At 59.8% G+C, this 23,250-nt stretch carries 23 protein-coding genes and 1 pseudogene; 6 read left to right on the forward strand and 18 right to left on the reverse strand.

What is annotated here, in order from left to right; genetic code table 11:
• Nucleotides 1-295: 295 nt before the first annotated feature.
• From FUU19_RS14320 to lysM, 4 genes and pseudogenes are all read right to left on the reverse strand, one after another.
• A pseudogene (locus tag FUU19_RS14320) lies at nucleotides 296-1,237 on the reverse strand (pirin family protein).
• A 107-nt stretch (nucleotides 1,238-1,344) separates the two neighbouring features.
• Entirely contained in the window at nucleotides 1,345-1,509 is a 165-nt protein-coding gene (locus FUU19_RS14325) for a hypothetical protein (protein WP_164491940.1), read from the reverse strand.
• A gap of 23 nt (nucleotides 1,510-1,532) precedes the next feature.
• Nucleotides 1,533-1,688, reverse strand: a complete 156-nt coding sequence (locus FUU19_RS14330; RefSeq protein WP_016927390.1) for a hypothetical protein — start codon at nucleotides 1,686-1,688, stop codon at nucleotides 1,533-1,535.
• Nucleotides 1,689-1,952: 264 nt separating this feature from the next.
• Nucleotides 1,953-2,399: a peptidoglycan-binding protein LysM gene (gene lysM / locus FUU19_RS14335; protein ID WP_016927389.1), complete on the reverse strand. Its 447-nt coding sequence runs from the start codon at nucleotides 2,397-2,399 to the stop codon at nucleotides 1,953-1,955.
• Nucleotides 2,400-2,627: 228 nt separating this feature from the next.
• On the opposite strand from lysM, the gene FUU19_RS14340 reads away from it, so the two are divergent.
• The gene (locus tag FUU19_RS14340; protein WP_004934567.1) at nucleotides 2,628-2,819 is read left to right on the forward strand and encodes a YdfD/YebW family protein; all 192 of its coding nucleotides are present in this window, start codon (nucleotides 2,628-2,630) and stop codon (nucleotides 2,817-2,819) included.
• 121 nt (nucleotides 2,820-2,940) lie between these two features.
• Nucleotides 2,941-3,165, forward strand: coding sequence for a biofilm development regulator YmgB/AriR family protein (locus FUU19_RS14345; protein ID WP_033643403.1), 225 nt, complete (start codon nucleotides 2,941-2,943; stop codon nucleotides 3,163-3,165).
• 79 nt (nucleotides 3,166-3,244) lie between these two features.
• Here FUU19_RS14345 and ompC read toward each other — a convergent pair whose 3' ends face one another.
• From ompC to FUU19_RS14375, 6 genes are all read right to left on the reverse strand, one after another.
• Nucleotides 3,245-4,327, reverse strand: a complete 1,083-nt coding sequence (ompC, locus tag FUU19_RS14350) for a porin OmpC (RefSeq protein WP_304622316.1) — start codon at nucleotides 4,325-4,327, stop codon at nucleotides 3,245-3,247.
• Between the two features lie 568 nt (nucleotides 4,328-4,895).
• On the reverse strand, nucleotides 4,896-5,879 hold the full coding sequence (gene astE / locus FUU19_RS14355) for a succinylglutamate desuccinylase (protein ID WP_230490880.1): 984 nt from the start codon (nucleotides 5,877-5,879) through the stop codon (nucleotides 4,896-4,898).
• A gap of 10 nt (nucleotides 5,880-5,889) precedes the next feature.
• Nucleotides 5,890-7,230, reverse strand: coding sequence for an N-succinylarginine dihydrolase (gene astB, locus FUU19_RS14360; RefSeq protein ID WP_197833686.1), 1,341 nt, complete (start codon nucleotides 7,228-7,230; stop codon nucleotides 5,890-5,892).
• 52 nt (nucleotides 7,231-7,282) lie between these two features.
• Nucleotides 7,283-8,755 (reverse strand): succinylglutamate-semialdehyde dehydrogenase, encoded by a 1,473-nt coding sequence (astD, locus tag FUU19_RS14365; RefSeq protein WP_230490879.1) that lies wholly within the window; start codon nucleotides 8,753-8,755, stop codon nucleotides 7,283-7,285.
• The gene (gene astA, locus FUU19_RS14370) at nucleotides 8,755-9,789 is read right to left on the reverse strand and encodes an arginine N-succinyltransferase (protein ID WP_141968280.1); all 1,035 of its coding nucleotides are present in this window, start codon (nucleotides 9,787-9,789) and stop codon (nucleotides 8,755-8,757) included. The genes astD and astA overlap by 1 nt, the downstream gene beginning before the upstream one ends.
• Before the next feature lie 52 nt (nucleotides 9,790-9,841).
• Nucleotides 9,842-11,056: an aspartate aminotransferase family protein gene (locus tag FUU19_RS14375; RefSeq protein ID WP_025303180.1), complete on the reverse strand. Its 1,215-nt coding sequence runs from the start codon at nucleotides 11,054-11,056 to the stop codon at nucleotides 9,842-9,844.
• Between the two features lie 664 nt (nucleotides 11,057-11,720).
• On the opposite strand from FUU19_RS14375, the gene FUU19_RS14380 reads away from it, so the two are divergent.
• Complete coding sequence (locus FUU19_RS14380; protein ID WP_230490878.1) at nucleotides 11,721-12,695, forward strand: alpha/beta hydrolase; 975 nt, start codon at nucleotides 11,721-11,723, stop codon at nucleotides 12,693-12,695.
• Between the two features lie 2 nt (nucleotides 12,696-12,697).
• Here the strand turns inward: FUU19_RS14380 and FUU19_RS14385 are convergent, their stop codons facing one another.
• From FUU19_RS14385 to FUU19_RS14410, 6 genes are all read right to left on the reverse strand, one after another.
• A complete protein-coding gene (locus FUU19_RS14385) occupies nucleotides 12,698-13,666 on the reverse strand; it encodes an ABC transporter ATP-binding protein (RefSeq protein ID WP_230490877.1) in 969 nt (322 codons plus the stop codon).
• Nucleotides 13,656-14,642, reverse strand: a complete 987-nt coding sequence (locus FUU19_RS14390) for an ABC transporter ATP-binding protein (protein WP_141968274.1) — start codon at nucleotides 14,640-14,642, stop codon at nucleotides 13,656-13,658. The genes FUU19_RS14385 and FUU19_RS14390 overlap by 11 nt, the downstream gene beginning before the upstream one ends.
• Entirely contained in the window at nucleotides 14,639-15,589 is a 951-nt protein-coding gene (gene opp4C, locus FUU19_RS14395) for an oligopeptide ABC transporter permease (RefSeq protein ID WP_141968272.1), read from the reverse strand. The genes FUU19_RS14390 and opp4C overlap by 4 nt, the downstream gene beginning before the upstream one ends.
• Before the next feature lie 4 nt (nucleotides 15,590-15,593).
• A complete protein-coding gene (locus FUU19_RS14400; protein ID WP_141968269.1) occupies nucleotides 15,594-16,550 on the reverse strand; it encodes an ABC transporter permease in 957 nt (318 codons plus the stop codon).
• Between the two features lie 48 nt (nucleotides 16,551-16,598).
• On the reverse strand, nucleotides 16,599-18,254 hold the full coding sequence (locus tag FUU19_RS14405) for an ABC transporter substrate-binding protein (protein ID WP_255703156.1): 1,656 nt from the start codon (nucleotides 18,252-18,254) through the stop codon (nucleotides 16,599-16,601).
• Nucleotides 18,255-18,441: 187 nt separating this feature from the next.
• Nucleotides 18,442-19,860 (reverse strand): aminotransferase-like domain-containing protein, encoded by a 1,419-nt coding sequence (locus tag FUU19_RS14410; protein ID WP_230490876.1) that lies wholly within the window; start codon nucleotides 19,858-19,860, stop codon nucleotides 18,442-18,444.
• Between the two features lie 144 nt (nucleotides 19,861-20,004).
• On the opposite strand from FUU19_RS14410, the gene FUU19_RS14415 reads away from it, so the two are divergent.
• From FUU19_RS14415 to FUU19_RS14425, 3 genes are read left to right on the forward strand one after another with little or no spacing between them, the layout of a single operon-like run.
• Entirely contained in the window at nucleotides 20,005-21,405 is a 1,401-nt protein-coding gene (locus FUU19_RS14415) for a cytochrome ubiquinol oxidase subunit I (protein ID WP_016927376.1), read from the forward strand.
• Nucleotides 21,406-21,407: 2 nt separating this feature from the next.
• Complete coding sequence (cydB, locus tag FUU19_RS14420) at nucleotides 21,408-22,415, forward strand: cytochrome d ubiquinol oxidase subunit II (RefSeq protein WP_141968263.1); 1,008 nt, start codon at nucleotides 21,408-21,410, stop codon at nucleotides 22,413-22,415.
• Nucleotides 22,416-22,429: 14 nt separating this feature from the next.
• A complete protein-coding gene (locus tag FUU19_RS14425) occupies nucleotides 22,430-22,582 on the forward strand; it encodes a DUF2474 domain-containing protein (protein WP_071605360.1) in 153 nt (50 codons plus the stop codon).
• A gap of 179 nt (nucleotides 22,583-22,761) precedes the next feature.
• Here the strand turns inward: FUU19_RS14425 and FUU19_RS14430 are convergent, their stop codons facing one another.
• On the reverse strand, nucleotides 22,762-22,983 hold the full coding sequence (locus FUU19_RS14430; protein WP_141968262.1) for a hypothetical protein: 222 nt from the start codon (nucleotides 22,981-22,983) through the stop codon (nucleotides 22,762-22,764).
• Nucleotides 22,980-23,204 (reverse strand): hypothetical protein, encoded by a 225-nt coding sequence (locus tag FUU19_RS14435; RefSeq protein ID WP_046687272.1) that lies wholly within the window; start codon nucleotides 23,202-23,204, stop codon nucleotides 22,980-22,982. Before FUU19_RS14435 ends, FUU19_RS14430 begins: the two co-directional genes overlap by 4 nt.
• Nucleotides 23,205-23,250: the final 46 nt, after the last annotated feature.

The following is a 23,250-nucleotide window of genomic DNA, read 5'->3' on the forward strand; positions in this document are numbered from 1 at the left end:
CGACCAACAATGCCGCGACAGAGACCCAAAACAGCGCCGTGGCAATCACGACATGGGACAGTCTTGCACGATAGAGTACCTGGCTCATAATGACCTCACTGACATCTGACTAACGGGAGACAACCTGACTTCCTGAGGATTATCCTAAACTTCTTCTCATTGTCATTATATGCGCCAGATCACTGTTCTGCCGATAAACCTTATTCTGTGGTAAAGCTGGAGCCGCGATCACAGTAATTTCGGCTTATTATAGCGAAATAAGCCGAATAATCGCGGCGATTATATCCTAACGCTATCAAACATCGCTCCAGGGCAGGCGTGGCGCGGTCATTCGCTCGCCGGAATAACCGCTCACCGGCGGAAAAAGCGACGTCCCTTGTTCCCAATCACGCTGGGCCCGAGTAATTTCAGCCTTGGTATGGCCAACGAAGTTCCACCAGATAAGGATCTCTTCGTTTAACGGTGCGCCGCCAATTAATAATCCCCGGCTGCCCTTCTGTGCATTTAACTCAATAGAGTTATTCCTCATGCCCAAATAGGCAAATTCGTCAGGTGAAAAGGTTTCACCATTAAGTTCGAATGCCCCCATCAGGGGCAAAAAGCCGATTTCATAGTCATCGCGCAGCGGCAATTGCACCGTCGCCGTTTCCTGCCATTCCATATCAATGGCAATTAATGGCGAGAGGGTAAATACCGGCGAACGATAAGCGCCAAATTCCCCGACCAGCAAACGATGATTCACGCCGTTATTCTGCCACTGCGGCAGGTCGGGGTAATGATCGAAACGCGGGGCCATATCGGCATGTTCGGCCGGCAACGCAATCCATAATTGTGCGGCATGCAATCGCCGCGGTTCGCCCACCGACTGTTCCGTATGTGCGATGCCGTGCCCGGCGGTCATCAGATTGACCTGGCCCGGGCGGATCACCTACTCGCTGCCGAGGCTGTCGCGGTGCAGTACTTCGCCTTCGATCATCCAGGTGAACGTTTGCAGACCGATGTGCGGATGCGGCCCCACATCCATGCCGGGCGAGGTACCGTTAAATACCGTCGGCCCGGCGTGATCGAGAAAACACCAGGCACCGACGGTACGCCTTTCCCGGGTTGGCAGCGCGCGGTGGATCGGAATGCCCCCCACTTCGGCGTTACGCACGGCAATACGCTGGATCTGGCGCACGCCGTCAACGACGGGACACTCGCGTGAAGGTGAAGAGAGCGTAGGACGGGACTGACTCATCGCAAAGACCTCCTGAATAGCGCCGATTCGCCAAGGGATAACCGTCCCAGCTTAACACAGGACTGTTCACCTCACAGAGCGGCGGCGCTCAGGCGCATTCGCGCGGATTAGGACGCTTTGATATAGCAGCTTTTGATGTCAACATCGTCGTGTGCGTGCCTGAGATCGGAGAAATAGGTCACGCCAAAGAGAATTGATACCACCAGCAGCACGGAAACCAACAGGCCGATAATCGCCAGCAGTTTGGTTTCATCATGGAGATTAGGCTCCATTTTATCTCCCCTAGTTAATCGCGTCAGGTCACCCACAGCGTGACCGCCAGCGTAAAGATAATCAGTGAGCAGGACGCCACCGCCAACACGACGATAGCAAATTGCGCATCACCCAAGGTTTCTCGATAGTTTTTATCCGTTGAGGCGTTACGCTGTTGTTTCACTAAATCAGTTTTCACTCGTTCAACTGCTGCATTGCTGTTGGGCGGGGCAAAAGGCCCCTCAGTATAAGGCGTTAACGTTACCACCTTGGGCGTTCCGGCCTCAACCGGGGCATGACGCTATCAACTTTCCCCATCAGGGTCAACACCGTGCCTGCCGGCGAGCGAGCGGGTACACAGCGTAAATGTAACCGGCATTGAGGTCGCAGGGAAATAAGAGATGGCGATTACAGAGGACAAAAAAAAGCCCGGTACGCAACCGGGCTCTGGCAGAGAGACAGATTATTGCGGGATACGCAATACCTGACCCGGATAGATCTTGTCCGGGCTCGACAGCATCGGCTTGTTGGCTTCGAAAATCTTGTTGTACAAATTGGCGTTGCCGTACATCTCTTTGGAGATAGCGCTCAGCGTATCGCCCTTCTTCACGGTGTAGAAGCGGCTCTCGGCGTCGGATTGCGCCACCGCCACCTTGTCTTCCACGCCGCTGATGCCGGCCACGTTGCCGATCGCCACCAGGATCTTCTCTTTCAGCTCCTGACTGACGGCATCGCCGGTCACCACCGCTTTACCATCGACCACCTGCACATCGACTTTGTCGGTGCCCGGCAGGCCGCTCTTATCGAGATGCTCCTTGAGTTTGGCGCTTTGATCTTCGGCGGAGGCATTGCCGGTGACGGTGTCCCACAGTTTTTCGCCCGCTTCTTTGACGAAGTTAAACAAGCCCATATTCACTCCTTTTGATGGTTGCACTGATGCATTGAAGTAAGGCTTGTTAAGCTTAGCATCGTCAAAAGGATATGCCATCCGCTCCCGGCGTCAGAAATGGTTAGAGAATTCCGAAAGTGCCGTCAGCAGCGTCTCAATGGCGATTTGTCACGCAATGATGCTGAAAAATCGCGCTTTTTTACCTACACTGTTGCCTACAGGGCGGTTCGACGAAGGAGGCATGCAACGATGTACGCATTGGTGATGTTTGTCTGTTATCTGGATGGCGGCTGCAGTGAAATGGTGGTCGATATATTGCGCGATGAACCGCAATGCCTGGTGGCGATGAAAGAGCAGAACCTGCGCCACGCCGGCTGTTATCCCATGGAAGAGTTTATCGACGGCTTTTGGTTACCGGCCAGCGAATACTCAGACTTTTGATCCCCTTCCCGCGCGATGCTGAGGAATTTCTGATTTCATCGGAAACTTCGTCTTCCCCCGAGGCATGAGGCCGCTGTTTTGCTAAATTGCGGCTCCCGAAGAAGAGAGACAGAGAAAGGTCATGTCAGCATCGGCTCATTCCAACGAGCAATATGAAATTCTGCTGCGCAACGTCAGCCTGGCGTTAGGCGACGCGGTGTTGCAGTTAATCAAAAACCACAAAAAGGTATCCGGCGGCAATATTCTTTCACAGTTGGTGACAGAGATAGAGCGCGAGCAGGATCAGCAGCGTTTTGCCGCACTGCGTTCCGCCATCGAACTGGTCGGGTTGGCACCCAAAGGCTGAACTCCCGATAAAACAAAGGCAGGGCTTGCGCCCTGCCTGATTACCGATCCCGACACAGGATGAAGGTAATGATGGAAACTTAGAAGCGGTAAGTCAGGTTGACGGCAACAATGTCGTCAGTGCTCAGCTTCAGTTTGTTGTCGTCGTTCAACTGGTTGATCTTGTAATCGACGTAGGTGTACATGTTTTTGTTGAAGTAGTAAGTCGCGCCCACTTCCACGTATTTCACCAGATCGACATCGCCAATCCCTTCAATATCCTTGCCTTTGGACTGGACGTAAGCCACGGACGGACGCAGGCCGTTTTCGAACTGGTACTGAGCCACCACTTCGAAGTTTTGCGTTTTATTGGCGAAGCCTGAAACGCCGTTGCCGCTGATCGGCGTCATGTTGCGCGTATCGGCATACATGGCCGCCAGGTAGACCTGATTGGCGTCGTATTTGACCGCGGTGGTCCAGGCAGTGGCCTTGTCGCCTTTACCGTACTGCAGCGCTTTCTGATCGCTGGTGCGGTTGGAGTCAGAGAACGCCGCCGCTACGCCGATGCCGCTGCCGCCGATGTCCTGATAGTCCAGAGACATGCCGTAACCGTCGCCGTTTTGCTTGCTGACGCTGCGGCCATCACCGTCGTTTTTACCCTGGTACTGCAACGCCAGGTTCAGGCCTTCCACCAAACCGAAGAAGTCACGGTTGCGGTAGGTTGCCAGGCCGTTGGAGCGCGCGGTCATGTAGTTGTCGGTGTAGCTGTAGGAGTCGCCGCCGAACTCCGGCAGCATGTCGGTGTAGGCTTCGGCATCGTACACCACGCCGTAGTTACGGCCGTAGTCGAATGAACCGTAGTTGGCGAACTTCAGGCCGGCGAAGCCCAGACGCGTTTTGGTGCCGGTGGTGCCCTGCGCTTCGTCGTGGTTGGAAGCAACCTGGTATTCCCACTGGCCGTAACCGGTCAGCTGATCGTTGATTTGGGTTTCGCCTTTAAAGCCCAGACGAACGTAAGTTTTATCCCCGTCCTCACCCTTGTCTTTACTGAAAACGTGTTTGGCGGCAACGCGACCGTACAGGTCGAGCTTATTGCCATCTTTATTGTAGATTTCAGCCGCGTTGGCGAAGGAGGAGATTGCCCCGAGGGCGACAGCTAAGGCTAATACACTGCGTTTCATCATTTATTTTCCTAGATATTATAATTAGAACCCTGCCCGTCACGCCCAATTTATAATTTGGGCTGTGATTTTATCTTTTGGTATTTTATGAGCGCCCCTAATACGGGGGTGATGTGACATTAGCATCATGAATCAAAACTTAAAATCAAAAAGTTCATGAAACAACGAGGAGAAAGCATGTTTATTTGTAACTAAACATTTCAAAAAAGAAAACACATAACCCATTGAATATAAGAATTTTTTATAACATAACTTATAACTAAAATGGTGCAACGCACCAAATTGGTGCATTTTGGTTTCGTTTTGTTTGCTTTCTGCACGATTCAAAAGTAACAACAATATTAGCATGGTTATTAAAAACGTTACTTATTTCACATTTTTATCTTAACAAACTCACCAGGCAATAAAGACCTTCAGCAAATCATCTGACACCGCCTTTTATTCATTCGCATAAAGGCGCGCATTCGGGACGAATAAAACTCGCCTTACGGCAATTTAAATAGCGGGAATTAGCAGGCTAAAATAATGAAGGGAATAACGGCGGCGCGCTGACGGCACCGCCGTAGATGAATCAATACAGCGTAGAGCGGGAAACTTCGCTCAACAACATACCGGCGCGCAGGCCCAACGCCACGTTGGGGTTAGGGAACAGTATCCAGGCCCCCTCTTGACCCACGCGATAGTCCTCCTGCGGCTGCTCGCACAGCAACATGCCCGGTTTCAGTTCGGTGAAGTTGGCGGTGTTATCGTCCAGGTGCAGCGTAAAATCCTCGCTGTGTTTAATCAACGAGTGCATCACGCGGAAAACCCGAATCGGGTCGCCCGAACGCACCGGCAAGGCGCCTTCGCTGACCGCCGCCCGCAAGGCGCGATCGATGGCGGCGAACTGCTGCAGATCGTTGCTGCCGAACGGCCGCGCCTTGCCCAACTCGAGCGTGCAGCTCGCCGCATTGAGATGTTCGCTGGAGTAGTGGCTAAAAGTCCCACCCGGTGCACTGTGTACCACTAACGCATCCAGATCGGCCGCATCCAGCAGCTTCAACATCGGCTCACTGTACGGGCGTTTCTGGAAGGGCAGAATGCCGAAGCGTGGCAAACGCGATTCACGGATGGCGGTGTGCAGATCGTAATGGAAACGCGCCGCCTGTTCGCCATCGAAAAAGGCGGCGAGCGCACGCTCCAACTGCTGCGCGCGCACGGTTTCGCCGCTGGCGGCGAAGTTGCGGTAGCGGCCGCCAAACATGCGGTTCATATCGCTGTGCAGATAACGCTTGCCGGCCCGCATCGCCGCCGGGTTACCCAGCACCACCAACAGCCGCACCGTCAGCGGCAACCGGCCGGCCAGCAGATCGCCGACCAGCTGATTGAGCAGTTCAATCGGCGCGGTTTCGTTGCCGTGCACGCCTGCCGATATCACCATCGCCTGGCGGTATGGCTGCCGCGGCGTGAGCTCCAGCACCCCTTCCCCCTGCCAGCGCCAGCGCAGCTGCGGGGTTTCACCTTGCCATTCGACGGGTTCGTTCCCTTCCAGCGTCAAGGGCAGTAGATCGATCATGCCGCCTCCCTTAGCGTTGGAACGGATAAATGGAGCCGAGACCGAGGATCGACGTCAGCGAATCCAGCGCCTCGCGCCCTTCGCGCAGCAACAGCGGGTCGGCCAGGTCATCCTGCGTCAGGCGATCGCGATAATGGCGATCGACCCATTCGTTCAGCGTCGCGAACAGCCGCTCGTTCATCATCACGCGCGGATTCACCGCCCGCAGCTCCTGCTCGTTAAGCGCCACCCGCAGCCGCAGGCAGGCCGGGCCGCCGCCGTTGCGCATGCTTTCGCGCAGGTCGAACACGCGGATTTCATCGATCGGGCCGCCGCTGCCGACCATGTCGTTCAGATAACGCCACACGCCGACGTGCTGACGCGACTCTTCCGGTACCACGATCATCATCTTGCCGTTCGGCTTGGTAAGAATTTGGCTGTTGAACAGATAGGTCGCCACCGCGTCCGCCACCGAGACGCGCTCGGTCGGCACCTCGATCGCCACCAGCTCGCTGTCCAGCGTCGCCATCTTGCGGCGCACTTCATCCAGCGCCTGCTGCTGGCGGTAAAACGCCTGCTGGTGGTGGAACAACACATTCTGGTTACTGACCGCAATCACGTCGTTATGGAATACGCCCTGATCGATCACCGCCGGGTTTTGCTGCACGAAGACCGTATGCTGTTCGTCCAACTGGTGCAGACGCGCGATCGCCTCGCCGGCTTCGCGCGTCTGGCGCGCCGGATAACGCGCCGGCGCCGTTTCGCCGCCGAACTCCTGCCGACCGTAGACGAACACCTGCACGCTGCGCTTGGCGTAGTCGCCGCCCAGACGGTTGTGGTTGGCCGCCCCTTCGTCGCCGAACAACGCCACCTGCGGCAGCGCCTCGTGGTGGGCAAAATGCCGATCGTCGCTGAACATCGCCCGCAATACGGCGGTGGTGGTTTCCGCTTCGATGGCGCGGTGGAATTTGTTATTCAGGTTGGCGGCGGTGAAATGCACCTTGCCGTCGGCGCTGTCCGCCGAGGGCGATACGGTGGCTGCATTGGCGGTCCACATGCACGACGCCGAGCTGAGCGCCGACAGCAGGCGCGGCGACTGACGCATCGCCTGCGCCAGCACCGCCTCATCGCTGCCGCTGAAGCCCAGGCGCCGCAGCATCGGCAAGTGCGGCCGCTCCTGCGGCGGCAATACCCCTTGCTGGAAACCGAGATCGGCCAGCGCCTTCATTTTCAACAAGCCTTGTTTCGCCGCCAGCTTCGGGTTCGATACGCTGTTTTGATGCTGCGTCGACGCCTCGTTGCCGAACGACAGCCCGGCATAGTGGTGCGTCGGCCCCACCAAACCGTCGAAATTGACTTCATATCCTGACATGTTCATCCCCAGTGGATAGCGTGCGGCAGCGCCATCGCGCCGCCGCAGACGATTAACCGAACGACAAGCCCGGCGAGAGCGTCACCGGCAGCGACAGGCTTTCGCTTTCCAGCGAAGCCATCGGCCAGGCGCAATAGTCCGCCGCATAGAAGGCGCTTGGGCGATGGTTGCCGGAGGCTCCCACGCCACCGAACGGCGCCGCGCTGGATGCCCCGGTCAGCGGCTTGTTCCAGTTGACGATGCCGGCGCGCGCTTCCAGCAGCAACCGCTCGAACAGCTCACGCTGCGGCGACACCAGCCCCACCGACAGCCCGTAGCGCGTCCGGTTGGCCAGCTGCAGCGCCTCGTCGAAATCGCGGTAACGTACGATGGTGGTCAACGGCCCGAAATACTCTTCGTCCGGTACGCCGGCCACGCCGGTCAGATCGACGATGCCCGGGCTGAGCAGCGAACTGCCCGGCTCCAGCAGGCGCAGGGTCAGCAGCGATTTACCGCCCAGCGCCAGCAAGTTTTGCTGCGCTTTCAGCATGTTTTCCGCCGCGGCTGCCGACACCACCCCACCCATGAACGGCTGCGGTTCGGCATCCCAGCGGCCGACACGCAGTTCGCCCGCCACCTGGACCAAACGCGCGATAAAGGCATCGCCTTCCGCCCCCTGCTTCACCAGAATACGGCGTGAACAGGTGCAGCGTTGGCCGGCGGAGATAAACGCCGATTGGATAGCCAGGTTGACCGCCGCATCGCGATCGTCGAAACCGTCGACGATCAGCGCGTTGTTACCGCCCATCTCCAGCGCCAGGATCTTCTCCGGTTGCCCCGCCAATTGGCGATGCAGGTGATAGCCGGTGCCAGCGCTGCCGGTGAACAGCAGGCCGTCGATATCCGCACTGGCCGCCAGCGCTTCGCCGGTTTCCCGGCCGCCTTGCACCAGATTGATCACCCCGTCCGGCAGGCCGGCCTGCTGCCACAGCTTGAGGGTTTCCTCGGCGGTCAGCGGCGTCAGCTCGCTCGGTTTAAATACCACGCAGTTTCCGGCCAACAGCGCCGGCACGATATGGCCGTTCGGCAGGTGGCCGGGGAAGTTGTAAGGCCCGAACACCGCCAGCACGCCGTGCGGGCGGTGACGCAGCACCGAAGCGCCGTCAGCCATCGCCGTCTGGCTAAAACCGGTGCGCGTCTGATAGGCCTGCAGCGAAATGCCCACTTTGCCGATCATCGCCTGAATTTCGGTCAACGTTTCCCAACGCGGTTTGCCGGTCTCGCGGCTGATGGTTTCTGCCAGCGACTGCTTGTGTTCTTCCAGCAAGGCGGCGAAGCGTTTCACCAGCTGTTCGCGCTGCTCGAACGGCGTACGCGCCCAGGCGGGGAACGCGGCGCGCGCGGCCTCGCAGGCGGCGGCGACGTCATCAGTATCGGCGGCGTTAGCGCGCCACAGCGGCTGGTTGCCGACCGGATCGGCTTTGCCGAACTCGGCGCCGCGGCCCTGCCGCCAGACGCCGTTAATCAACAGTGCAGGATGAGACATCATGCTTTCTCCTGTGCAATAAGGGGGAGCACCCGCACCGGGCTGCCCTGCTCGACGCCCAGCGCCGCAGCGGTGGCCGCGTTGATATGCAGGCGGTCGTCATACAGTTCGGCATTGACCAACAGTGCGCGGTAGTTCTGATAGTTGTCGTTGGCCACCAGATGCACCGGCGCATCGGCGCGCATCGGCGTGTCATCCAGCACCACTTTCACCAGGCGGCTCTGTTTCACCGCGCGGATGTGGTCGATCTCGGCTTCCAGCGTCGGGCCGCCGTCGAAGATATCGACGTAACCCTGATAGCTCAGGCCTTCCGCCTCCAGCAAGCGGCGCGCCGGCAGGGTTTGCGGATGCACTTCACCGATCACTTTCTGCGCGTCTTCGGCCAGGAAATCGACATACAGCGGATGTTTCGGCATCAGTTCGGCGATAAACGCCTTTTGCCCTGTGCCGCTCAGGTAGTCCGCCTTGGCGAACTCGATGGAGAAGAAACGATGCCCGACGCTCTCCCAGAACGGCGAACGGCCGTTTTCATCGGAGAACCCGCGCATCTCGGCGATCAGGCGCCGGGAGAAACGCTCGCGGAACGCAGCGATAAACAGGAAACGCACCTTCGACAGCAGTTTGCCGTTCTCACCGTGGCGATAGTCCGGATCGAGGAACAGCGTGCACAGCTCCGAATGGCCGGTATGATCGTTGCTGAGGAACAGGGTCGGTACCGATTTATAGACGTTCAACTGTTTGGAGGCGTGTACCTGAGTGCCGACGCGGAAGCTGTACCAGGGTTCAGCCAGGCCGACGGCCACTTCGATCGCGCACACCCCCACCACTTTCCGGCGCTCGCTATCCTCCAACACGAACAGATAACACTGGTCACTTTGCGGAAGTTCGCCTTGCCAGGTTTTTAACGCCCGCTCAATGCGTGCCGACAGGGTATCTTCATTTTGCGGCAGTGAAGTGAGACCGATGCCGGATTTACCGGCAAGCGTCAACAAATCCGCCAGATCGCGACGCTCTATAGGGCGAATAATCATCATAATGCGAACCTCTTCTGAATCAGGCTGCGCCGGTGAAGGCGCAGCCCGCTGATTAGCTGCAAATGCGCGCCACGGCACGCGCGAATCGCGCCAGCCCCTCTTTCACATCCTGCTCAGGGATGATCAGCGACGGCGTGAAACGCACCACGTCCGGACCGGCGATCAGCGCGATGACGCCTTCTTCGTTGGCCAGTTGGGTGATCTGCTTCGCTTTGCCGGCATAGTCTTTCGTCAATTGGCAGCCGATCAGCAAACCGCCGCCGCGAATGTCGGCGAAGATCGGGTACTGGCGGTTGATGTCGTTCAATCCGTCGATGAACCACTGGTGACGCTGTTTGACGCCTTCCAGCACTTCAGGGGTGTTGATGATGGAGAACACTTCCCCCGCCACCGCCGTCGCCAGCGGGTTGCCGCCGTAGGTGGTGCCGTGGGTGCCGACGCCCAGCGTTTTCGCCAGCGCATCGGTGGTCAGCATGGCGCCGATCGGAAAGCCGCCCCCCAGCGCTTTGGCGGTGGTCAGCACATCAGGCACCACGCCGTACTGCATGTAGGCATACAGGTGGCCGGTGCGGCCGACGCCGGTCTGCACTTCGTCGAAGATCAGCAGCGCATTATGACGATCGCACAGCTCACGCAACCCCTGCAGGAAACTGGCTTCCGCCGGCAGCACGCCGCCTTCGCCCTGGATCGGCTCGACGATCACCGCGCAGGTGCGATCGTTGATAAGTTCGGCCGCGGCGGCCAGATCGTTATACGGCGTATGAGTGATGCCACCCGGCAACGGCGCAAAGTCCTGCGAATATTTTGGCTGGCCGCCGGCGGATACGGTAAACAGCGTGCGGCCGTGGAACGCGTTGTTGAACGCCACAATTTGATCTTTACCGGCGCCGTGCTGGTCATGCGCATGTTTGCGCGCCAGTTTCAGCGCCGCTTCGTTGGCTTCGGCGCCCGAGTTGCAGAAGAACACTTTGTCAGCGAAGGTGGCGTCGATCAGCTTTTTGGCCAGGCGCAGCACCGGTTCGTTGGTATAACCATTGCCCAGATGCCACAGTTTGCCCGCCTGCTCCACCAGCGCCGCCTTGACCGCCGGGTGCGCATGCCCCAACGCGTTAACCGCGATGCCGCCGGCGAAATCGATGTAAGACTTACCCTGCTGATCCCACACCTGCGATCCTTCTCCCCGCACCAGAATAAAATCGGCAGGGGCATAAACCGGGACCATCCAGTCATCGAAAGACTGGCGGGTAACTGCGATTGGCTGTTCCATAGTGACCTCATAATCTCAGCAAAGGCTGAATTTTGACTGTAAGGACCGCTCAAGCCCGGCTAGGCCGCCACAATGCAAAAAAACCGTTGTTCAAAACCGACTTTCCCGGCGGAGAAAATGCTGTGCCTTACCGCTGATTTAGAAACAAATCTGTTACATAAAATCGGTTTTTCACTATTTATGGCGTATATCCGGTCCCTGAGCGGGGAGTAAATGTTAACGAGCAGTTAAAATACATGTCGTTTGATAAAGAGTGTAGAGCAGCTATCGTGCCAAAACGGGATTTTTGCCTTATTTTGCTATTTTTTACGTTAAAACAACGGCTTATAATGAATATTTATTCATTTTCTATGCATTGGTAATGCATAAATTAAAAAATAAGGCCTAAAATCATCATTGCGCGCGAAATCCTATTCAATTACGAAAAACTTCAGGATTTCTGATCGGGCTCGCAAAAATAATTTCATCCGATTTGCTCGCCATCACACTTTTTGCCCCAACCCGGTGCAGCGGTGCGACAGAAGGGTGCAACGCGGCAGCGACGCAGAGATCCTCCCGGCTATGCTCCCGAAAAGGGCCGCGCTGACCGCGGCTCCTGCTTTGTGCGACAGCGTCTACACTGTGATCCTGACCGCCCCTTCTCTTCTGCGCACAAGGAGTCACCATGCCCAAGAAAACCGTCGATCTCAGCCAGCCGCACGCCCAGCACGACATCCGCGCGTTTCTCGACGCGCTGAATACCAGCGGCGGTAAACCCATGGAACAGATGAAACCCAAAGAGGCGCGCAGGGTCTTGGAGGACGCGCAACGCAGCGTCGAGGTGCCGCTGCGCGAGGTCGAGATCAGCGAGAAAACCATTCACGTAGAAGGTCAGGATATTCTGCTGCAGCTGGTGCGGCCGGCCAGGGTCAACGAGGCGCTGCCGGTATTCATGTTCTTTCACGGCGGCGGTTGGGTGCTGGGCGATTTCCCCACCCATGAACGGCTGGTGCGCGATCTGGTGCACAGCTCAGGCGCAGTGGCAGTGTTCGTCAATTATCCCCGCTCACCGGAGGTGCGCTACCCCGAGGCGATCAATCTGGCTTACGCCGCCACCGAATGGGTGGCCGAGTACGGCGAGAAGATCAACGTCGACGGTTCGCGGCTGGCGGTGGTCGGCAACAGCGCCGGCGGCAATATGGCGGCGGTGGTCAGCCTGATGGCCAAAGAGAAAGGCATACCGGCGCTGCGTTGCCAGATACTGCTGTGGCCCGTCACCCGTGCCCAGTTTGATACCGACTCCTATCATCAGTTCGCCGAAGGCCATTTCCTGACCCGCAACATGATGAAGTGGTTTTGGGACAGCTACGCGCCCGATAAGGCGCAGCGCAAAGACATCTACGCTTCGCCGCTCAACGCCACGCCGGAACAGCTACGGGGCTTGCCGCCGGCGCTGGTGCAGACCGCCGAGCTGGATGTGCTGCGCGATGAAGGCGAAGCTTACGCGCGTCTGCTCGATGCCGCCGGCGTCGAGGTCACCGCCACCCGCTATAACGGGCTGATCCACGACTACGGCCTGTTGAATCCGCTCGCCCACGTCCCGGCGGTGCATTCGGCGATCCATCAGGCCGGGCGCGCGTTGAAGCACTACCTGTCCTGACGCTAGCCGACCACGTGGCAAGCCACCAGATGACCGGGCGCCACGCTGCGCAGGCGCGGCGCCTGTTCACGGCACTGCGCCGTGGCCTGCGGGCAGCGAGGATGGAAACGGCAGCCGTGCGGTGGGTTGGCGGGATTCGGCGGTTCGCCGCTTGCCGCCTGCAGCGGTAAGCGATGCGGATCCAGCGTCGGTACCGCCGCCAGCAAGGCCTGCGTGTAGGGATGCAACGGCCGGCGAAACAGCGTGTCGCGGTCGGCGCTCTCGACGATCTGCCCCAGATACATCACCGCCACGTCCTGACACAGGTGCTCCACCACGCCAAGATCGTGCGAAATAAACAGCAGCGTTACCCCCTGCCGTTCCTGCAAATCGGAAAACAGATTGATGATCTGTGCCTGAATCGACACGTCGAGCGCCGATATCGGTTCGTCGGCGACGATAAACTCCGGCTGCAGGATCAGCGCGCGCGCGATGCCGATGCGCTGGCGCTGGCCGCCGGAAAACTCATGTGGAAACCGCCCGTAATGCTGTGGGGACAGCCCGCAAATCGTCAGGGTCTCGAGCACCCGTTCGCGCAGTTCCGCCTTGTTTGCCAGGCCGTGCTGCAACAGCGCTTCGCCGATGGCGTCGCCCACGCGCAGGCGCGGGTTCAGCGAACTGTACGGATCCTGAAACACTAACTGCATTTTCGGCCGTAGGGCGCGCAGCGCATCTTTGCTCAGGCTATCCAGTGCCTGCCCTTTGAACATTACCTCACCGGCGGTTTTGTCGTGCAGGCCGAGCAGCGTGCGGCCGACGGTGGTTTTGCCGCTACCTGACTCGCCCACCAGCCCGAAAATGCGGCCCTTGCGAATGCTGAAGCTGACGTCGTCCACCGCCTTCAGTTGACCGGTGGTTCGCCCGAACAGTCCGTCGCGCAGCGGAAAATATTTCTTTAATCCTTTCACTTCCACCAAAGGTTCAGTCGACATGCGGGCGCCCTCCGGCGTTAAGGAAACAGGCGGACTGGCGCTGCGGCGTGCCGTACAGCGGCGGAATGCCATCGCGGCATCGAGCGGAGGCCTGCGCACAGCGCTCGGCAAACGCACAGTGTTCAGGCAACTGGGCCAGGTCCGGCACCTGACCGGGAATGGAGTACAGGCGACGACGCCGTTGCCCCGGCACCGGCCGCGAGGCGATCAGCCCCTGCGTATAGGGATGTCGCGGCTCGGCCAGCACTTCTCTCGTCGTACCCTGCTCGACCACGCGCCCGGCGTACATCACCGCCAGTCGATCCGCCATCTGGGCGATCACCCCGAGATCGTGCGTGATCAAGATCATCGCCATGTTGTGTCGCCGGCTCTGCTCACGCAGCAACGCCAGGATCTGCGCCTGTACCGTGACGTCGAGCGCCGTGGTCGGTTCGTCGGCGATCAGCAGCGCCGGCCGACACCCGATCGCCATGGCGATCATCACGCGCTGCAGCATGCCGCCGGACAGCTGATGCGGGTAGCAGCGCATTAGCGCCTCGGCGCGCGCCAACCCCACTTCCGTCAAGAGTTGAATCGCCTGACGCCAGGCCGCTTTCGGCGACAGGGCCAGGTGACGAATCAGCGGCTCAACCAACTGTTCGCCGAGGGTCAACACCGGATTGAGCGCGCTCATCGGCTCCTGAAAAATCATCGCCAGCCGGTTGCCGCGCAGATCGGCCATCTTTGATGCCCGCAGCGACAGCAGATTCTGCCCTTCAAAGCGAATTTCACCGCCGTCTACCTGCGCCAGCGGCTGCGGCAACAGCCCCATCAGCGCCATGGCGGTCACGCTTTTGCCGCAGCCCGACTCGCCGACGATCCCCAACGTTTGCCCGGCCTGCAGTTCCAGGCTGACCTGCTGCACCGCCCGCACCGGCCCTTGTTCTCCCTGAAACGACACCGACAGTCGATCGAACGCCACCAGCGGTTGACTCATCGTGTTACCCCGTTCATTTTCGGATCGAGCGCGTCCCGCAGGCCGTCGCCCAAGATATTGATCGCCACCACGGTGACGAAGATCGCCAGCCCGGGCGGCATCCACAGCCAGGGGCGGCGCTGAAAATCGATCAGGCTATTGGCGGCGTCCATCATGTTGCCCCACGACGGCGTCGGCGGCACCACGCCCAGCCCAAGGTAGCTCAACGCCGACTCGCTGAGGATGGCGTTGGCCACCGCCATGGTGGCGACCACCACCAAAATCGGCACGGTGTTGGGCAGCAAATGGCCGAAGAGACGCCGCCAGGTCGAGAGCCCCAGCACTTCGGTGGCCAACATGAAATCCCGCTCGCGCAGCGACAGGATCTGGCCGCGCACCAACCGCGCCAGCGACGGCCAGCCCAGCAAGCTCAGCATGATCATCACCATGTAGATACGGTAATCCGGCGACACGTCGAGTTCGGTCAGCATCGCCCCCATGATGATCAGCAGCGGCAGGCCGGGAATGGTCATCAGCAGATCGGCGAAGCGCATGATCAGCCTGTCTGCCACACCGCCCAGATAACCGGCGAGCGCCCCCAGCACATAGCCCAGCGTTACCGACAGCAACATCGACACCAGGCCGATGGTCAGCGATATCCGCCCCGCCAGCAGCAGCCGGGTGCAGATATCGCGGCCGAGAAAGTCGGTACCTAACCAGTGCGCGCCGCTCGGCGCCTGATTGATATTCAGCACATCGCCGGCGTCGTCGCGCCACGGCGACAGCGACGGCCCAATCAGGCACAGCAACGCCAACAGCACCAGCAACGCCAGCGAGATCATCGCCGGCCGGTGGCGACGCAGACGTCGCCAGGCCTGTGCGGCGGGCGGTGGCGACAGTTGCGCCAGCGCGGGCAGCTGGGCCTGTCGCCAACGGCGGCGACGGCCGAAAAACAGCGTAACCAACATAGCGTTACCTCAAGCGAATGCGCGGGTCGGCGTAGGCGTACAGAATGTCCGCCAGCAAATTGCCGAGGATGGTCAGGGCCGCCAGAAACAGCGTGAACCCCATCAATACCGGGTAATCACGCGCCGCCAACGAGTCGATATGGATATGTCCGGCGCCCGGCCAGTTGAAGATTTTTTCGGTGATCAGCGCGCCGGAGAACAATCCCGGCAGCTCGAACCCCAGCAGAGTGACGATAGGCAACAGCGCATTGCGCAGCGCGTGTTTGAGGATCACCGTTTTCTCCCTGAGCCCCTTGGCGCGCGCGGTGCGGATATAGTCCATGCGGATCACTTCCAGCATGCTGGCGCGGAAATAGCGCGTCAGGCTGCCGGCCTGCAGCATCACCAGCGCCAGCACCGGCAGCAGCAGGTGCGCAGCCACCTCCAGCGCCCAGGCCAGCCCGCTCGCTTCACTGCCGGTGCGCAGCATGCCGCCCGCCGGTAGCCAGTGCAGATCGACGGCGAACCATTTGATCAGCAGCAGACACAGGAAGAACGTCGGAAACGACATGGCGGCGAACACCGCCACGGTGATCAGATGATCGAACAGCGAATAGGGTTTCATCGCCGAGATCACCCCCACCGCCAGCGCAATGCCCCAATACAGCACCATCGCCACCGCCGCCAGCAGGAACGAATTCCAGATGTATTGGTTCAGCAGCGTGCTGACTGGGATCTGATACTGCAGCGAAAAACCGAGATCGCCCTGCAGCAGCCGGCCGAGCCAGTGCAGGTAGCGGCTGAACAACGGCTGATCCAACCCGTACAGCGCCCGCAGCTCGGCGGCGCGTTGCGCGGTCAGGTTGATATTGCCGTCGATAAAATCGCCGGGCGACAGGGCGAAGATGCAAAAAATCAGCAAGGAAGCCAACAACAGCATCGGGATAGTCTGCAACAGACGGCGCAGGATAAAGTTTCTCATCGCGATTTCCATCGCCGCCGCCCGGAGTGGCGCGGCGGCGTCAGGGCGTTACGGCGCCGGTTTGACGTTCGGCAGGCTGCCGACCAATCCGTTATAGATATCCGGTTTAAAGCCGGTGACGCGCGCGCTGCTGGCGCTCAAAATCTCGCGATTGCCGAGCAGGATCACCGGCGGATCGTCCGCCAGCGCCTGATACAGCTGGTGGTATAGCGGCTTACGCTGGGCGATCTCCAGCGTGGCGTTGGCCCTGGCGATCAGCGCGTCTACCTGCGGGTTGTGATAACCGGTCTCGCTCTCGCGGCTGATGAAATCGCGCACGCCGTCATGCGGATCGTTCAGCGTACTGGTGCTGAGGGACGCCAGGTCATAGTTGCCCGCCTTGCGCTGCGCCAGCAGCGCGTTGAAGTCCAATACCTGCGGTTTGAGCACCACCCCGAGCCGGCGGTAGTTGTCCTTGGCGATCGGCACCAGCGCGTCGTTGATCAGCTTTTTGGTCACCAGCAGCGTCAGCTCCAGCTTTTTACCGTCTTTTTGCCGAATGCCGTCCGCGCCCACTCGCCAACCGGCCTCGTCCAACAGCTTCCCGGCCTTATCGAGATCGTAAGCGTAGGGATTGATGCCGTTCGCGTCATAGGCCCAGGAGATCGGCGAGATCGGCTGGTTGGCGACCTTGCCGTAACCCTGGTACACCACGGCGATCAGCTTTTGCCGATCCAGGCCGTAGATCAACGCCTGGCGCACCCGTTTGTCCTGCAGCGCCGGGCGTCTGAGGTTGAAATCCACGCGGCTGTAATCGCTTGAGCTGTAAAGGTTAATGTTGGCAAAGCCGAGCAGCTTGAGCTGTTCGATATCGTCCGGCTTGGCGGTAAAGGCGTCGTAGTCGGTCTCACCGGTCTGGAACAGCTGGAAGTTGGTGGCCGGGTTGGTGACGCGGTAGATAAAGCGCGCCATCGGCGGCGCACCGAGGTAGAAGTTCGGGTTGGCGTGGAAGCGGATCTCCTGCCCCGGCACGTACTTGTCGTAAATATAGGGGCCGTTGCCGAGCGGCTTGCCGTTGAAGGCGCGCACGCCGTCGAGCTTGCCACGCTGATAGTCTTTGCCGTAGTAAGCCCGCGACAAGACCGGCCCGCCAATCAGTTGCAGCGTAGTGGCGCCCGGTTGGGTGGTGACGATCTGAATGGTGCGATCGTCGATCACCTTCAGGCCGCTAATGCCGGCGGCAGTACCGTTTTTATACTCGGCGCCGCCCTGGATGTGCGCCGGCGTGATGTCGGTGTCGCCGTCATAGGCCGGATCGTGCAGCAGCGTCAGGGTAAAGGCGATATCGTCGGCTTTCAGCGGCGAGCCGTCGCTGTAGACCAGATTCGGCCGCAGCTTGATGGTGTAGGTCAGATTATCGGGGCTGACCTGCCAGGACTCCGCCAATCGCCCTTCCGGTTTGCCCTGGCTGTCCAGGCCGATCAGGCGACTGAAGATCACGTCGGTCACGTTCTCGTCCCAGCCGTTGGTGAACAGATACGGGTTGAAAATCCCCTGCGGCTCCGAGATGCCCGCCACCACGGTGTCTTTGCGCTGCTTGGCGGCGGCCGGTACCCGAGCGGCGTCACTGGCCGGCGTGATGCCTTCGGCCAGCGTTTCCGCCTGCGCGCCGGCGCTCAGCCCCAGCGCGCAGACCAACGCCAGCGGCGTTAGCCGATATCGCAACAGTTTGTTTAGTTTATTTTTTATTCTGCTCACCCACAGCCCCTCGTCTTCCCGTTGATAAAAATGTGACAAAATTTATCGCAGAGTAATGGGCGGCTGGAGGGCTGTCTAACAACGAAACCGGCATTCCATTGCCGAAAAAAGCATTATGAATTTTTCTGGGGCGAACCCCGCTGCAAAACGCGGTTCAACCGGCCGCAGCCAGCCCCCGGATAAGTTTGGCTAAGGTTTTGATCGCCTCTTCAAACCGATCGTTCCATTCAAAAGAGGCGTTGAGACGGAAGCAGTGGTTGAAATGGTCGCCGGTGGTAAACATGCGCCCCGGCGCGATGCTGATGCCCCGGGAAAGGGCCTGCCGGTACAGTTCCATCGACGACAGCGCCGGATCCAGCTCCAGCCACAGGAAATAACCGCCGTCGGGCTGGCTGACCTTCACCGTCGGCGGGAAATGGTGGGCGATCGCCTGACGCATCGCGCTTTGGCGTTGGGCCAGCAGGCGCCGCAGCCGCCGCAGATGGGTATCGTAGCCGCCGTGCAGCAGATAATCCGCCAGCGCCATCTGGGTCGGCACGCTGGTGGAAACGGTGCTCATCAGCTGCAAACGCTGGATCTGCTGCGCATAACGCCCCGCCGCCACCCAGCCGACGCGAAAGCCCGGCGCCAGGCATTTGGAAAACGACGAGCAGTGCAAGATCTGGCCGCCGCTGTCGAGCGCCTTGGCTGGCAGCGGCCGTTCCGCGCTGAAGTACAGCTCACCATAAACGTCATCTTCAATCAGCGAAATCTGCCGTTCGCGCAGCAGCGCCACCAGACGCTCCTTGTTGGCCTCCGGCAGGGTGGCGCCCTGCGGGTTCTGGAAGTGGGTCATCAGCCAGCAGGCTTTGATCGGATACTGTTCCACCGCCTGCTGCAGCGCGTCCAGATCGATGCCGTCCTGCGGATGGGTGGCGATCGCCACCGCCTTCAACCGCAGCCGTTCCAGCGCCTGCAGCGCGCCATAAAACGCCGGCGACTCGATCGCCACATAGTCGCCCGGCTGGGTCACCGCCTGCAGGCTGAGGCTGAGCGACTCCATCGCCCCGGCGGTGATGACGATTTCGTCCGGCGCAACCTGCATGCCGCTCAGCGCATAGCGTTGGGCGATGTGCCGCCGCAACGCGTCATTACCCGGCGGCAGGTTGGCCAGCGAACTGTGCGGCGTGAACTTGCGCGCTACGCTGCTCAGCGCCCGCGCCAGCTTCGGCTGGGCGAACAGCGTAGCGTCGGGAAAGGCCGAACCGAAAGGCACGATATCCGGATCCTTGCAGGCCTGCAGCACGTCGAAAATAAAAGCGTTGATGTCCACCTGCTCGCTCAGCAACAGCTTCTCGCCGCGCGAAGGCTGGGGCAGCGGCTGCGGACGCGCCGCCACGTAGTAGCCCGATTGCGGCCGGGCGACGATCCACCCCTGGCTCTCCAGCAGTTGGTAAGACTGCACCACCGTCATCAGGCTCAATCCGGCGCGTTTGCCGCTCTCGCGCAACGAAGGAAGCTTGTCGCCCGCCCGCCACACCCGGTTCTGGATCTGTTCTCTAATCTGCTGCGCAAGCTGCTCGTATCGGGTCATAACCATTAACTGTTATATGAAAAAGTAAAATAACTGTCACTATTATAGTCACTGTACTCCGTGCTTAACTTAACGCCAAGCATTTCACATAAAAATGACAGCTATACTCAAGAGGTTAATTTATGTTCAACCCTAGGAGGCGCCATGCTGGGTCTTGATGCACTGGAACTCGCCAGAATACAGTTCGCCTTCACCGTGTCTTTCCATATCATCTTCCCCGCCATCACCATCGGCTTAGCCAGCTATCTGGCGGTGCTGGAAGGATTATGGTTGAAAACGCACAATGAAGCCTATCGTGAGCTTTACCATTTCTGGTCAAAGATTTTCGCCGTTAACTTCGGCATGGGCGTGGTCTCCGGGTTGGTGATGGCCTACCAGTTCGGCACCAACTGGAGCTTCTTCTCCGAGTTCGCCGGCAGCATTACCGGGCCGCTGCTGACCTATGAAGTGCTGACCGCCTTCTTCCTCGAAGCCGGTTTCCTCGGCGTGATGCTGTTCGGCTGGAACCGCGTCGGCCCGGGGCTGCACTTCTTCGCTACCTGCATGGTGGCACTCGGCACGTTGATCTCCACCTTCTGGATCCTGGCCTCCAACAGCTGGATGCAGACGCCGCAGGGGCATGAAATCATCAACGGCCAGGTGGTGCCGGTCGACTGGCTGAAGGTGATTTTCAACCCATCCTTCCCGTACCGCCTGCTGCACATGTCCACCGCCGCCTTCCTCTCCTCGGCGTTCTTCGTCGGCGCCTCCGCCGCCTGGCACCTGCTGCGCGGCCGCGATACCCCGGCGATGCGCAAAATGCTGTCGATGGCGATGTGGATGGCGCTGATCGTCGCGCCGGTGCAGGCGATGATCGGCGATGCGCACGGCCTGAATACGCTGAAACACCAGCCGGCGAAGATCGCCGCCATCGAAGGTCACTGGGAGAACCCGCCGGGCGAAGCCACGCCGCTGATCCTGGTCGGTTGGCCGGACATGCAGCGCGAAGAAACCCGCTTCAAGCTGGAGGTGCCGTACCTCGGCAGCCTGATCCTGACGCACAGCCTGACCGAACAGGTGCCGGCGCTCAAATCCTTCCCGCCGGAAGATCGCCCCAACTCCACCGTGGTGTTCTGGTCGTTCCGCATCATGGTCGGGCTGGGCATGCTGATGATTCTGGCCGGGGTGTGGAGCCTGTGGCTGCGCTGGCGCGGCGGGCTGTATCAGTCGCGTCCGTTCCTGTACTTCATTCTGTGGATGGGACCTTCCGGATTGCTCGCGCTGCTGGCGGGCTGGTTCACCACCGAGATCGGCCGCCAACCGTGGGTGGTGTACGGCCTGCTGCGCACCAAGGACGCGGTCTCCGCACACGGCGATCTGCACATGAGCATCAGCCTGCTGGCGTTCATCATCGTCTACTGCTCGGTGTTCGGCGTGGGGTATTCCTACATGATGCGCCTGATCCGCAAAGGGCCGCAGCCGCATGAACACCAAGAAGACAATACCGAGGGCCGCCCGGCGCGTCCGCTGTCCGCGGTCAACGACACTCTGGACGACAGGAGCTGAACATGGGCATCGATCTTCCGCTGATTTGGTTTGTGATCATCGTGTTCAGCACCATGATGTACGTGGTGATGGACGGTTTCGACTTGGGCATCGGCATCCTGTTTCCGTGGGTGAAAGAGAGCGGCGACCGGGATCTGATGATGAACACCGTCGCCCCGGTGTGGGACGGCAATGAGACCTGGCTGGTGCTGGGCGGTGCGGCGCTGTTCGGCGCCTTCCCGCTGGCCTACTCGGTGATCCTCGACGCGCTGGCGATCCCGCTGACGCTGATGTTAATCGGGCTGATTTTCCGCGGCGTGGCCTTCGAGTTTCGCTTCAAGGCGAAGCCGGAGAAACGCCATATCTGGGACAAGGCGTTTATCTGGGGCTCACTGTTCGCCACCTTTAGCCAGGGTGTGGTGGTGGGCGCCGTGATCAACGGCTTCCCGGTCGAAGGCCGCACCTACGCCGGCGGCGCGCTGGACTGGCTGACGCCGTTCGCGCTGTTCTGCGGGCTGGGGCTGGTGGTGACCTACGCCCTGCTTGGTTGCACCTGGCTGGTGATGAAAACCGCCGGTGATCTGCAGGCGCGCATGTATCACCTGGCGACGCCGCTGCTGGCGATCCTGTTGCTGGTGCTGGCTGCGGTCAGTGTCTGGACGCCGATCGCCCATCCGGAAATCGCCGCCCGCTGGTTTACGCTGCCGAACCTGTTCTGGCTGCTGCCGGTGCCGCTGCTGGTGCTGCTCAGCGCCTGGGGAATTCAACGCGGGGTGAAACGCGGCGCACACTACTCGCCGTTCATGCTGACGCTGCTGCTGGTGTTCCTCGGCCTGAGCGGGCTTGGCATCAGCATCTGGCCACACCTGATCCCGCCGGCCATCAGCCTGTGGGACGCCGCCGCCCCGCCGCAGAGCCTCGGCTTTATGCTGGTGGGCGCGCTGTTCATCATCCCGATTATTCTGGTCTACACCTTTTGGAGCTACTACGTGTTCCGCGGCAAGATCAGCCATGAACACGGCTATCACTGAGAAGGGAGGACGCTATGCAAGATAAAACGGCAACCGCCGCTCCAGCGCCCTGGTGGAAACGCATCGGTTGGCTGGTGATCATCTGGAGCGCCAGCGTGCTGGGGCTGTTCGTGGTCGCCTCGCTGTTCCGCCTGCTGATGACCGCGGCGGGCATGAAGTCGCATTGACGAGACGCCTTATCTGGCCGCGCTGTTGGGAAAGTAAAAAGAGACCACCAGCGTGACCAGCGGCAAGGCGCCGATCTTCACCAGTTCGAAAACTTTTCCGAGCGCTTCGTTTCTCTCCCAATATCCTCGTCATACTTGAAGTTGCTTCTGTGTTGGCTGCAAGCGTTCACCCCGGTCACTTACCTGAGTAAGCTCCCGGGGATGAACGCTCTTGCCGTCGGGAAGCAACTCCAATTATTTAGAGGAGCGGCGTGGGCGGCGAATACGCCCACGCTGACCGCGAATATCCCGCACAGCACCTGGCGCGCCAGGCGCAGCCGCTCCATTTCGTCGAAGATCAGCGAAGGATCCAAATACAACGTTTCAGCATCAACCTGCGGGCGCTCATTTTGCGGCTTCATGGAAAAATCCCCACCACCACGGCGACCGCCTCCAGCCCCTCGCCGCTTTCACGCACGATCCCAAGACGGGAACCGTCTTTTTTCATCCACTCACGGTCGGCAATCGTCATTAAAGAAAATGCCAGGCGAATGACGTCGGTTTTTGCCATCCCGTGACGCCGGGCAATATCGTTCAAACTGTCGTCGATTTCATTGGATAACCGAATCGGCAAGCTGCGCATAGTCCACCTCCTGTGGCCGTTGATTCACAGGGGGAAAGTCTACTGG

The sequence above is a fragment of the Serratia montpellierensis genome (assembly GCF_020858655.1).
GTDB lineage: Bacteria > Pseudomonadota > Gammaproteobacteria > Enterobacterales > Enterobacteriaceae > Serratia > Serratia montpellierensis.

Bases quoted from the DNA above. Each gene is read 5' to 3' on its own strand.
- FUU19_RS14325 (WP_164491940.1), bottom strand. From the start codon at position 1,509: ATGGAGCCTAATCTCCATGATGAAACCAAACTGCTGGCGATTATCGGC.
- lysM (WP_016927389.1), bottom strand. From the start codon at position 2,399: ATGGGCTTGTTTAACTTCGTCAAAGAAGCGGGCGAAAAACTGTGGGAC.
- FUU19_RS14340 (WP_004934567.1), top strand. From the start codon at position 2,628: ATGTACGCATTGGTGATGTTTGTCTGTTATCTGGATGGCGGCTGCAGT.
- FUU19_RS14345 (WP_033643403.1), top strand. From the start codon at position 2,941: ATGTCAGCATCGGCTCATTCCAACGAGCAATATGAAATTCTGCTGCGC.
- ompC (WP_304622316.1), bottom strand. From the start codon at position 4,327: ATGATGAAACGCAGTGTATTAGCCTTAGCTGTCGCCCTCGGGGCAATC.
- astE (WP_230490880.1), bottom strand. From the start codon at position 5,879: ATGATCGATCTACTGCCCTTGACGCTGGAAGGGAACGAACCCGTCGAA.
- astB (WP_197833686.1), bottom strand. From the start codon at position 7,230: ATGTCAGGATATGAAGTCAATTTCGACGGTTTGGTGGGGCCGACGCAC.
- astD (WP_230490879.1), bottom strand. From the start codon at position 8,755: ATGTCTCATCCTGCACTGTTGATTAACGGCGTCTGGCGGCAGGGCCGC.
- astA (WP_141968280.1), bottom strand. From the start codon at position 9,789: ATGATGATTATTCGCCCTATAGAGCGTCGCGATCTGGCGGATTTGTTG.
- FUU19_RS14375 (WP_025303180.1), bottom strand. From the start codon at position 11,056: ATGGAACAGCCAATCGCAGTTACCCGCCAGTCTTTCGATGACTGGATG.
- FUU19_RS14380 (WP_230490878.1), top strand. From the start codon at position 11,721: ATGCCCAAGAAAACCGTCGATCTCAGCCAGCCGCACGCCCAGCACGAC.
- FUU19_RS14385 (WP_230490877.1), bottom strand. From the start codon at position 13,666: ATGTCGACTGAACCTTTGGTGGAAGTGAAAGGATTAAAGAAATATTTT.
- FUU19_RS14390 (WP_141968274.1), bottom strand. From the start codon at position 14,642: ATGAGTCAACCGCTGGTGGCGTTCGATCGACTGTCGGTGTCGTTTCAG.
- opp4C (WP_141968272.1), bottom strand. From the start codon at position 15,589: ATGTTGGTTACGCTGTTTTTCGGCCGTCGCCGCCGTTGGCGACAGGCC.
- FUU19_RS14400 (WP_141968269.1), bottom strand. From the start codon at position 16,550: ATGAGAAACTTTATCCTGCGCCGTCTGTTGCAGACTATCCCGATGCTG.
- FUU19_RS14410 (WP_230490876.1), bottom strand. From the start codon at position 19,860: ATGACCCGATACGAGCAGCTTGCGCAGCAGATTAGAGAACAGATCCAG.
- FUU19_RS14415 (WP_016927376.1), top strand. From the start codon at position 20,005: ATGCTGGGTCTTGATGCACTGGAACTCGCCAGAATACAGTTCGCCTTC.
- cydB (WP_141968263.1), top strand. From the start codon at position 21,408: ATGGGCATCGATCTTCCGCTGATTTGGTTTGTGATCATCGTGTTCAGC.
- FUU19_RS14425 (WP_071605360.1), top strand. From the start codon at position 22,430: ATGCAAGATAAAACGGCAACCGCCGCTCCAGCGCCCTGGTGGAAACGC.
- FUU19_RS14430 (WP_141968262.1), bottom strand. From the start codon at position 22,983: ATGAAGCCGCAAAATGAGCGCCCGCAGGTTGATGCTGAAACGTTGTAT.
- FUU19_RS14435 (WP_046687272.1), bottom strand. From the start codon at position 23,204: ATGCGCAGCTTGCCGATTCGGTTATCCAATGAAATCGACGACAGTTTG.